We start from the raw sequence: 9,627 nt of genomic DNA on the forward strand, positions 1-9,627 counted from the left end.
CGCGTCATCGTAGCCAGCGCGCGAGCAGGCGCCCGCGCCCGTGCGTCGGCCACACTGTCGCCATGGATCTGACCGACATCCGGGCCCGCCCGGGCTGGCAGCTGGCCGCGATCGGTGTCGCGGTCTTCGTCGCCCTGCTCTGGGCGATCGAGGTCGTCGACGTCGCGGCCTCGCATCGGCTGGACGGGTGGGGAATCCGGCCGCGCAGCGGCGACGGCCTGCTCGGGATCCTCGCGGCGCCGCTGCTGCACGGCGGCTGGGGACATCTCGCCGCCAACACGGTGCCGGCGCTGGTGCTCGGCTTCCTCACCCTCGCCACCGGGATCGGGCGGGGGCTCGCCGCGACCGCGATCATCTGGCTGGCGGGCGGCCTCGCGGTCTGGCTGGTCGCGGGCGGTCACTCGGTCCACCTCGGTGCGTCCGGGCTGATCTTCGGCTGGCTCACCTACCTCGCGGTGCAGGGCTTCGTGGACCGCAAGCCGGTCGAGATCGTGGTGGGGCTCGGTGTGCTCGTCGTCTACGGCGGCGTGCTGTGGGGCGTGCTGCCCGGCACCCCGGGCGTCTCCTGGCAGGGCCACCTGTTCGGTGCGCTCGCGGGCGTGGCCGCCGCGTTCGCCGTCCGCGAGCGGCACGGAGCCCGGTGAAGCCGCTGCGCCTGCCGGGGCTGTGGCTCGGAGCGTGGCTGGTGCTCGTCGCTGCGGTCGTCGTCCTCTCGCTCGGCTCCCCGCCACCGGGGCCCGACGTCCCGGCCGGTGACAAGTGGCAGCACCTGCTGACCTACGCGACGCTGTCGGCGGCGGCGGTCCAGGTGTTCCGTCCCGGCCGCCCGCTGCAGCGGGTCGCGGTCGGGCTCGTGCTGCTCGGCGTCGCCCTCGAGATCGCGCAGGGCACGCTGACCGCCGACCGGATGATGGACTGGCGCGACGCCGTCGCCAACGCGGCCGGCGTCGGGCTGGGCCTCCTCACCACCCGGACGCGGGCCCGGGACCTGCTGGTGCACGCCGTACCCTCTCGGGCGTGAGTGCTGACGACCTGCTGATCGAACGCGACCGGCTCGGCCCGGCTGTGCTCGAGGTGACCTTCAACCGTCCGGAGCGCCGCAACGCCTTCACCAAGCAGATGTACGCGGGTCTGCGCGAGCTGTGGGAGCGGACCGCGGAGGACCGCTCGATCCGCGTCGTCGTGCTGCGCGGAGCGGGAGGCAAGGCGTTCGCCGCCGGCAACGAGATCAGCGACTTCCTCGAGGCCGACGCCGTCGACTACGAGAACTGGATCCGGGAGATGTTCGACCGGCTCTGGACGCTCCCGCAGGTGACCGTCGCCGCGATCGACGGGGTCTGCGTCGGCGGCGGACTCGCCGTCGCCACGCATTGCGACCTGCGGGTCGCGACGGAGCCCTCGCGGTTCGGCTACCCGATCGCGCGCACCCTCGGCAACGCCCTCTCCGGCACGGTCCTCTACCGCTGCCAGGCGATCTTCGGCGAGTCCCTCACCCGGGAGATGCTGCTCGCCTCACGGCTGGTCGCCGCGGACCGGGCGTACGCCGTGGGCGCGCTCGCGGCCGTCGTACCGGACGCCGCGGCGCTGGACGCCGAGATCGCCGATCTGGCCGCGGGCATTGCCCAGGCGTCCCGCGTCACCATCGAGACCACCAAGCACCAGCTGCTCAGCCGGGCCCGAGCGGCGGAGGCGTCGATCGCCGGCGAGGAGGACCTGCTGCGCGAGGTCTATGCCGGCCCGGACTTCAGCGAGGGTGTGCGCGCGTTTCTGGCCAAGGAGAGGCCCGCGTTCGGAGGCTGAGCCGCCCGAACGATCCACCGTTCGCCCCGAACCGGCGCCTGGTCGGCCCCTACGGAGCGAACGGTGGATCGTCAGTGATCCCGAGGGGTCACGGGGTGGAGGAGACGCTGCCTCCGTTCGTGATCGTGAGGGCCGACGTCTCGTGGCAGCTCGGCGCGATGTCGCGCTGCGCCGGGTTGGTGCTGTCGTAGTCGACGAGCCACGAGTAGGAGCCGCTGGTGCTCTGCGCCGGGGCGTTCCCACTGTTCACCGTCGTGCCGGCGCCGGTGGCGGTGCCGTCGGTGATCGTCTGGCTGGCCGTGAACAGCGCCTCCAGGTCAGGCTCGCCGATGTTGCAGTGGTCGCCGGAGAACAGCTTGAAGGTCACGGTGCCGTTGAGGTCGCCGCTGCCCGCCGGTGCCGTGATCGTCGCCGAGTCCCTGGGGACCCAGGTCTGCGCGGTCGTCATCGTGGACGGGACATCGGTGATGGTCACGTCCTCGTTGGTGTCCGAGCAGGTCGTGTTGTGCTCGGCGCTGGCGAGCGTGTTCGGGCTGTCGCCGCCGTAGGTCACCCGCCAGTGGTAGGTGCCGACGCCGACGGTCGGGCTGACGTTCGGCGAGGGGTAGGACCCGTTGCCGGACACCGTGCTCGTCACCGTGCGAACGACCGTCGAGCAGGTCGAGTCGTAGAGCCGGTAGGTGATCGTCCCGGTCGCCTTGGCCGCGTCGAGCTCGGCCGCGGTCGGGGCGGTGGTGCGGATGACCGGGCTCAGCGGCTTGGTCGCCGTCCCGCTCAGGACCGCCGTGTCACTCACCTCGGTGCCCAGGACGCCGCTCGCGCTGGCGGTGGTGGAGTCGATCGTCGGTGTCGCCGGCGTGACCTTGAAGCACTCGCCCGCGGACGCGTCCGTCGCCTTGGCGATCCCTTGGGCGGCGTCGCCGTCCCACTCGGTGTACCAGCAGTAGTCGCCGACCGAGGTCAGGTACGCCGTGGGCGAGTCGACGGTCTGCGGGAAGGGCGCGTTCGCCAGGTTGGTCGTGCCCACGGCGGTGCCGCCGGCGGTGCAGGTGTTCGTGCCGTTGAACGGGCTGGCCATCTTGCACAGGTAGAACTCGATGGCCCCGGACCCGTTGACGCTGCCGCCGGTCATGCTGATCGTCGCGCGGTCGTGCACGGCGACGACACCGGTGCCGATCGAGACCCCGGCAGCCGGGATGGGGCCGCCGGCGCTGCGCGGCGTGGTGGCGATGGTCGCGACGCAGTTCGACTCCGGCTGCAGGGCCGCGAGGATGGTGTCCTTGTAGTCCGCGGTGTCCGAGTTGCCCGTCACGGTGCTCGGAATGACGTTGGCGAAGGACACGCAGGCCCCGGCCGGGCTGAGGCCCTCGGCCGTGATGTCGACCGCCGCCTCGCCGAAGAAGCCGCCGCCGCCGTACCTCGCTGCGCCGTTGGAGATCGGCTGGCTCGCGCTGAGCGTCAGGTTCGGGTAGGTCCCCGACCACACCCGCTTGTAGAGCGTCGTGCTGCCACCCTGCTGGTCCCACAGGATGAGGAAGTCCCCGGCCCGGCGGTTGCGCCACGGGTTGCAGTTGGCGATGAGGTTGGCCTCGCTGGTGGCGTAGTTGGCGCACCCGGCGGGCGTGCCGTCCTTCATGAACTCGAAGGAGATGAAGCCGCTGCCGGTGTTGGAGTCGCGCTTCCAGCCGAAGTACACCCAGTCGTGGCCGTTCGCGTCGCGTTGCATGTCGAGGTACGCCTCGTCCAGGTCGACCTGCGCGTTCGGGTTCGTCTTGTCGAGCATCGGCAGGGGTGCGCTGTGGATGACGCCGATCTTCGTGCTGCTCGCATTCTTGGGCCCCAGCTCCTTGACGCTGCCGTTGACGTCGTCGAGCAGTTGGGCGCCGGCGTCCGGGATGATCCCGTCGCCGACGGTGTAGGGCCCGTCGTTCAGGTCCTCCGCGCGGGCGGAGCCCGGCACCAGCGACGCCATGACGACAAGAAGCAGACAGCTGAAGACGATCGCCGGGCGACGCTGGGCCGTTCGGCGTGCGCGATGGGCGCGCGGTATGCGTGACATGTGGTTCCCCCTGAGTGTGAGCGAGACGCAGCAGTTGCTGCTGCCGCCGCTCCGACCCCGAGAGCAACCCGAATGCGACCGTACGACGGCCTGACCGGCGCCCGAGAGGCCCCCACGAGGCTCACCGTTCCGGTCCCCATCCCACGCCTGTGCGGTCCCGATCGCAATGAGCAGTCGGAGTCAGCCGGCCGTGGTGCGAAGTGCCCATTGTCTAGACACACCGCCGACGGCCGGGTCAGTCCTGGGGTACGCCGCTCACGTCGGAGAGCGGGGTTCCGAGGATGAGGTCGAAGTCCCGCGCCTCCTCCCAGATGCTCAGCGTGCGGGCGCCGAGCGCCTCGTCGGGGCCGGCGACGGTGAGCACGTAGCGCCCGTTCGCGGGACGCGGCACCTCGTACCGTCCCTCGTGGTCGGTGCGGACGGTGGCGACGAGCTCCCCGGTCGCGCGGGTGAGGACGACGAGCGCGTCGACGACCGGCTGGCCGTTCGCGTCGAGGATGCTGCCGCCGAGGGTGAGTCGCTCGCGCAGCACGATCGGGGGGACGGGCCCGGCGCTGTCGAGCGTCATCATCCGCGAGCGCGGGCGCCAGCCGTCGGCGGCGGTCACCACGAGGTAGTCGGCTGGCTCGGGGACGGCGGCGGTGAAGCGGCCCTCCGCGTCGGCCTGGCCCCAGTCGACGGCGCGTCCGTCGGGGGTGAGCACGGTGACCACCGCATGCCGGATCGGCTGCCCCTTGAGGCTGAGCACCTGGCCCTGGACGATCTGCGCGCGGGTGGTGTTCTCGGCGCCGGAGCGGTCCGCGGCCTCGGCGTACTCCCGCATCCGCAGCATGGGGACGCCGAGCAGCGCGGTGACCATCGCGGCGCCGGCGGCCAGCCAGAACACCAGCATCAGCCCGTCGAGGCTCGGGAGACTGCGCCCGGCGACGGCGACCGTCGACGCGGTCGCGATGGCGGCGGTGGCAGCGCTCGCGGTCGAGGTGCCGAGCGAGCGGAGCAGCACGTTGAGGCCGTTGGCGGACGCGGTCTCGGTGACCGGCACCGCCCGCATGATCAGGGTCGGCAGCGCGCCGTACCCCATGGCGGTGCCGATGCCGACGAGCACGGAGCCGATCACGATCTGCGCCAGGTCGTCGCTGTAGCTCACCCGTCCGAGGTACGTCGCGCCCATGATCACCGCGCCCGCGATGACGGTCGTCTGCGGGCCGACGCGCCGGGTCAGCCAGGCCGAGACGGGCGCCATCAGCCCGAACGCCGCAGCGTTGGGCACCATCCACAGGCCGGCGTGCAGGATGTCGAGGCCCAGGCCGTAGCCGGTCTCCTTCGGCATCTGGAGCAGCTGCGTGGTCACCAGCATGTTGGCGAACATCGAGAAGCCGAGGAACAGCGAGGCGAGGTTGACCAGCACCACCGAGCGGCGCGCGGCGACCCGCAGGTCGACCAGGGGGCGCGGTGTCCGCAGCTCCAGCGGGATCCAGGCGGCGAGGACCACGACCCCGCCCGCGACGCAGCCCAGCGTCGCCGGCGCCGTCCAGCCCCACTGGCTGCCCTTCGACAGGGCGAGCATGACGGCGGTCAGCGCGATCGAGAGCAGGATCGCACCGCGCAGGTCGAACGCGCCGCTCGTGCGCACCGGCGACTCCGGCAGGACCAGCACGGTGCCGACGATGAGGATCAACCCCACCGCGCCGGTGATCCAGAACGACGCGTGCCAGTCCATGTGCTCGACGATCACGCCCGACAGCGGCAGCCCGATCCCGGCGCCGATGGCCAGGGTCGCGCTCATCAGGGCGACGCCGAGGGGGACCCGGTCGCGGGGCAGCTCGTCGCGCATGATCGCGATCGCGACCGGGATCAACGCCACGCCGACGCCTTGGAGCGCGCGGGCTCCGATGAGCAGCGGCAGCGCCTGGCTCAGCGCGCCGAGCAGGGAGCCCGCGACGGCCGCGCCCAGCGCGACGACCATCATCCGCCGCTTGCCGTACATGTCGGCCAGGCGCGAGATGGTCGGCGTCGCCACCGCGCCCGCGAGCAGGGTCGCCGTCACCAGCCAGGAGGCGCTGTCGGCCGAGGTGTCGAGCAGGCGGGGCAGCTCGGGCAGGAGCGGCAGCAGCAGGGTCTGCTGGAGGGAGACGACGATGCCGCAGCACGCCAGCATCGTCACGACGATCGCCGGGCTGCTCGGCGGTCGGCTCACCCTCGCGGGCTCAGCCTCCGGGCTCACCGTGGACGGGCGCGCGACCATGAGCGGGGCACTCTCCTCACCAGACGCTCACCGAGGCGAGCAGGACCTGGATCGCAGTCTCGCATTCTCCTCCGGTCGCCGCACCCGGCGGGTCGACCCGCCGGGCTACCCTCGGCCCCGTGCACCGGATCTTCACCACCAGCGTCGCGTCCGTCTACCCGCACTATGTAGCGAAGGTGGAGCGCAAGGGTCGGACCAGGGCCGAGCTGGACCAGGTGATCTGTTGGCTGACCGGCCTCTCCGAGGCGGAGCTGAGGTCCCATCTCGACGCGGGGACGACCTTCGAGGAGTTCTTCGCCGACGCCCGGCTCAACCCGGCCGCCGAGCAGATCACCGGGGTCGTCTGCGGGGTGCGGGTGCAGGAGATCGAGGACCCGCTCATGCGTCGGATCAGGTATCTCGACAAGCTCGTCGACGAGCTCGCCCGGGGCAAGGCGATGGACAAGGTGCTCCGAGGCTGACGCCCCAGGGGGAGGTCGGAGGGCGATCGAGGGGCGGAGCCGGGCCGGCCCCCGCCCTGCGAACAGGTGCTTGCGCGCAGCTAGCACCTGCCATACCCTCGGTATCCGCAACTGTCAGTTGCACCTATCTAACGCACCAGCGCCGGTGCGTGGAAGCGAGGTCTCATGCTTGCCCACGAACGGACCGGCTCCGGTGAGCCCCTCGTCCTGGTCCACGGGATCGGACACCGGCGGCAGGCGTGGTATCCCGTGCTGGACCGGCTGGCCGAGGAGCGCGAGGTCATCCTCATCGACCTGCCCGGGCACGGCGAGTCGCCGGCGCTGATCCCGGACGGGCGCCCGGTGCGCGACATCCTGCGCGAGATCCTCGAGGACTTCTTCGACGAGCAGGGTCTCGACCGCCCCCACATCGCCGGCAACTCGCTGGGCGGCAGGATCGCCCTCGAGGCGGCCGCCGACGGTCTCGTCAGCAGCGCCACCACGCTGGCACCGGCGGGGTTCTGGCGCAACCAGGTCGACTTCGCCTACATCCGTGCGGTCTTCACCCTCCTGACCGGCGCGGCCGCCCTCGCCCAGCCCGTCGCTCCCGCCATCCTGAGCACCGCTCCCGGACGGGCTGCGGCGTTCGGCCTGCTCATGGCCAAGGGCCACCGACTCAGCCCGCAGGCCGCGCTCGGCGACGTGCGCGGACTCGTCCACGCCCGCCCGGCGCTGGAGACGATCATCGACGGCGGGTTCCCCTTCGACCGCCCCATCGACCCCGCGATCCCGGTCACCGTGGCGTGGGGCACCCGCGACCTGGTCCTGCTGCCCTACCAGGCCGGCCGCGCCGAGCGCGCGCTGCCGCACGCGGAGCACATCACCCTGCGGGGGTGCGGCCACGTCCCGATGATCGACGACGTCGACCTCGTCGCGGACGTGTTGTTGAAGGGCTCCGCGCACCCCCGGCTCGGCCAGCAGTCGGCGTACGACGTCGCCTGAGCTCGGTGAGTCCGAGCCCAGCCCGGAGCGGACGCCACCTGCGGCGTCAGGCCACCCGGCGGGAAGGGGTGCGCGCGGCACGGGTGCGGCGGGCGAGGGCGAGGGCGATCGCGTCGAGGAGCACCGAGACGGCGTACTCCGGGTCGGTCTCACGTCGGCATAGCTGAACCGCACGACGATCCATCCGTTGCGCACCAGCGTCGTGTAGCGGCGGATGTCGGCGTCGTGCTCGGCGGGACCGGCGTGCCACTCGCGGGACTCGGCCTCGACGACCAGGCCCAGCTCGACGTCGGCGAGGTCGACCCGATAGGGCCCGATCTGGACCTGCGGGCGCACCGTGAGGCCCGGAACGTCGAGGCGGATCGCGCGCAGGCAGGACTCGAAGGGGTTCGCGGCCCGCTCGCCTCCCGCACCACCACCGGATCCATGGCCTCGAGCTCGTCGGTCCCGTGTCCAGCGGTCCGGTGGGCCCCGACCGGTCAGGACCGGGGTCCTCGCGCCGATGGGGGAGCGACCGGCGGGACGCGAGGGTGTCCGCGGGCAAAGGTAAAGGGATAGCCTTCGGAGGACAGCGGTCGCTGTGGGAGGGGATCGACGCCGGATGGACCTGGACGAGGACCTCGAACTGCCCGCCGAGGCGCGGGCACTGCTGGACGCGGTGATCGCCATCGGGTCCGATCTCGACCTTCGCGGAGTGCTGAGCCGCATCGTGGAGGCCTCCTGCCAGCTCACCGACGCGGAGTTCGGCGTGCTGGGGATCGTCGACGACGGAGGCGAGTTCATCGACCTGGTCCCCAACGCCGTGGTGGGCGAGCGCTTCGACAAGATCGGGATGATGCCCCAGGGCCACGGCCTGCTGGGCCTCGTGCCGCGCGAGCGCCGCTCCATCCGGGTCGACCACGTCGCGGACCACCCGGTCTCCACGGGCTCGTTCCCCGACAGCCATCCGGTCATCGACCGCTTCCTCGGCGCGCCCGTGCTCGTCGGTGAGCGGGCCTTCGGACACCTCTACCTCGGCAACAAGCGCGGCGGCGTGGAGTTCACGGCCACGGACCAGGCGCTCGTCGAGGCGCTCGCCCGCGCCGCGGGCACCATGATCGGCAACGCGCGGGCCTACGAGCAGGTCGAGTGGCGCCGCCGCTGGCTGGCCGCCACCGGTGAGGTGGGCCGCGACCTGACGGGCACGAGCAGCGTCGAGGAGGCCCTGGACGAGCTCGTGGTGTCGCTGCGCGACCTGTGCGGCGCCCACCTGGTCGCCTACGTCCGTGTCGACGGCACTCTGCTCGAGATCCGCCAGGTCGCCGGCGACACCGAGGGCGCGCCGGCGGTCGTGGCGAAGTACGCCGACCAGATCCGCCGGGTCACCTCCGCCCGGCTGGCGGAGCGGCTGCCGCACGACCACCACCGCACCACGCTCGTGGTGCCCGTCCACACCCGCCTCGCCGGCCCGGGCGCGATCCTCGTCGACCGCGCCGAGGAAGCGCCGTCCCTGCGCGACATCATGGTCGACCTGGTCTCGGTCACCGCCTCCCAGCTCGGCCTCATCCTGGACCGACGTCAGGCGCTGCGGGAGCGGGCCCAGCTGCTCGTCGCCCGCGACCGCGACCGCATCGCCCGGGACCTGCACGACCTCGTCATCCAGCGGCTCTTCGCGACCGGCATGCAGCTGCAGGGCGCCCGCGATCTCGACCCGGCCGAGCTCCGTCCGCGGGTGGACGGCACGGTCGCCGAGCTCGACGGTGTGATCAAGGAGCTGCGCTCGGTCATCTTCGAGCTGGGCACCGGCTCGGGTCGCCCGCTGCTCGACGACGTCCGCGCCCTGCTGGGGGAGTACGCCCCGGTCCTCGGCTTCCAGCCGCTGCTGCGCATCCAGGGCCCGGTCGACCGGGCGCTCGTCCCCGAGGCCGGGACCCACGTGCTGAGCACGCTGCGCGAAGCGCTGTCCAACGTCGCCCGGCACGCCGCCGCCTCGACGCTCACCGTCGAGCTGACCGCGTCCTCGGCGTGGTTCCGGCTGCGCGTCATCGACGACGGCACCGGATTCGACCCGGACTCGGCGCCGACCGGCAACGGCACCGCCA

General features: G+C 72.3%; 9 protein-coding genes and 1 pseudogene. 6 read left to right on the top strand and 4 right to left on the bottom strand.

All coding sequences use genetic code 11. The features are described from left to right. The first annotated feature begins 62 nt into the window (after nucleotides 1–62). From FHP29_RS05570 to FHP29_RS05580, 3 genes are read left to right on the top strand one after another with little or no spacing between them, the layout of a single operon-like run. Entirely contained in the window at nucleotides 63–644 is a 582-nt protein-coding gene (locus tag FHP29_RS05570) for a rhomboid family intramembrane serine protease (protein ID WP_139621858.1), read from the top strand. Beyond that, nucleotides 641–1,021, top strand: a complete 381-nt coding sequence (locus tag FHP29_RS05575) for a VanZ family protein (protein WP_139621859.1) — start codon at nucleotides 641–643, stop codon at nucleotides 1,019–1,021. Before FHP29_RS05570 ends, FHP29_RS05575 begins: the two co-directional genes overlap by 4 nt. Then, the gene (locus FHP29_RS05580; protein ID WP_139621860.1) at nucleotides 1,018–1,800 is read left to right on the top strand and encodes an enoyl-CoA hydratase-related protein; all 783 of its coding nucleotides are present in this window, start codon (nucleotides 1,018–1,020) and stop codon (nucleotides 1,798–1,800) included. The genes FHP29_RS05575 and FHP29_RS05580 overlap by 4 nt, the downstream gene beginning before the upstream one ends. Nucleotides 1,801–1,888: 88 nt before the next feature. Here the strand turns inward: FHP29_RS05580 and FHP29_RS05585 are convergent, their stop codons facing one another. Then, on the bottom strand, nucleotides 1,889–3,772 hold the full coding sequence (locus tag FHP29_RS05585; RefSeq protein WP_139621861.1) for a hemagglutinin: 1,884 nt from the start codon (nucleotides 3,770–3,772) through the stop codon (nucleotides 1,889–1,891). 322 nt (nucleotides 3,773–4,094) lie between these two features. Next, nucleotides 4,095–6,056, bottom strand: a complete 1,962-nt coding sequence (locus tag FHP29_RS05590) for an MFS transporter (protein ID WP_158296484.1) — start codon at nucleotides 6,054–6,056, stop codon at nucleotides 4,095–4,097. A gap of 167 nt (nucleotides 6,057–6,223) precedes the next feature. Here FHP29_RS05590 and FHP29_RS05595 point away from each other — a divergent pair, with 167 nt between their 5' ends. Together FHP29_RS05595 and FHP29_RS05600 are read left to right on the top strand one after the other, a co-directional pair. Beyond that, entirely contained in the window at nucleotides 6,224–6,565 is a 342-nt protein-coding gene (locus FHP29_RS05595; protein ID WP_139621863.1) for a DUF2200 domain-containing protein, read from the top strand. 165 nt (nucleotides 6,566–6,730) lie between these two features. Beyond that, complete coding sequence (locus FHP29_RS05600) at nucleotides 6,731–7,546, top strand: alpha/beta fold hydrolase (protein WP_139621864.1); 816 nt, start codon at nucleotides 6,731–6,733, stop codon at nucleotides 7,544–7,546. A 46-nt stretch (nucleotides 7,547–7,592) separates the two neighbouring features. Here FHP29_RS05600 and FHP29_RS21565 read toward each other — a convergent pair whose 3' ends face one another. Both FHP29_RS21565 and FHP29_RS23230 read right to left on the bottom strand, forming a co-directional pair. Continuing rightward, nucleotides 7,593–7,730, bottom strand: a complete 138-nt coding sequence (locus tag FHP29_RS21565) for a hypothetical protein (RefSeq protein WP_158296485.1) — start codon at nucleotides 7,728–7,730, stop codon at nucleotides 7,593–7,595. A 23-nt stretch (nucleotides 7,731–7,753) separates the two neighbouring features. Beyond that, a pseudogene (locus FHP29_RS23230) lies at nucleotides 7,754–8,254 on the bottom strand (hypothetical protein); the annotation flags it as partial. Between FHP29_RS23230 and FHP29_RS05610 the strand changes: the two are divergent. Further along, the coding region (locus FHP29_RS05610; RefSeq protein WP_139621865.1) for a GAF domain-containing sensor histidine kinase at nucleotides 8,148–9,627 on the top strand (1,480 nt) is incomplete at its 3' end. The pseudogene FHP29_RS23230 and the gene FHP29_RS05610 sit on opposite strands and share 107 nt — an antisense overlap.

Source organism: Nocardioides albidus (genome assembly GCF_006335005.1).
GTDB lineage: Bacteria > Actinomycetota > Actinomycetes > Propionibacteriales > Nocardioidaceae > Nocardioides > Nocardioides albidus.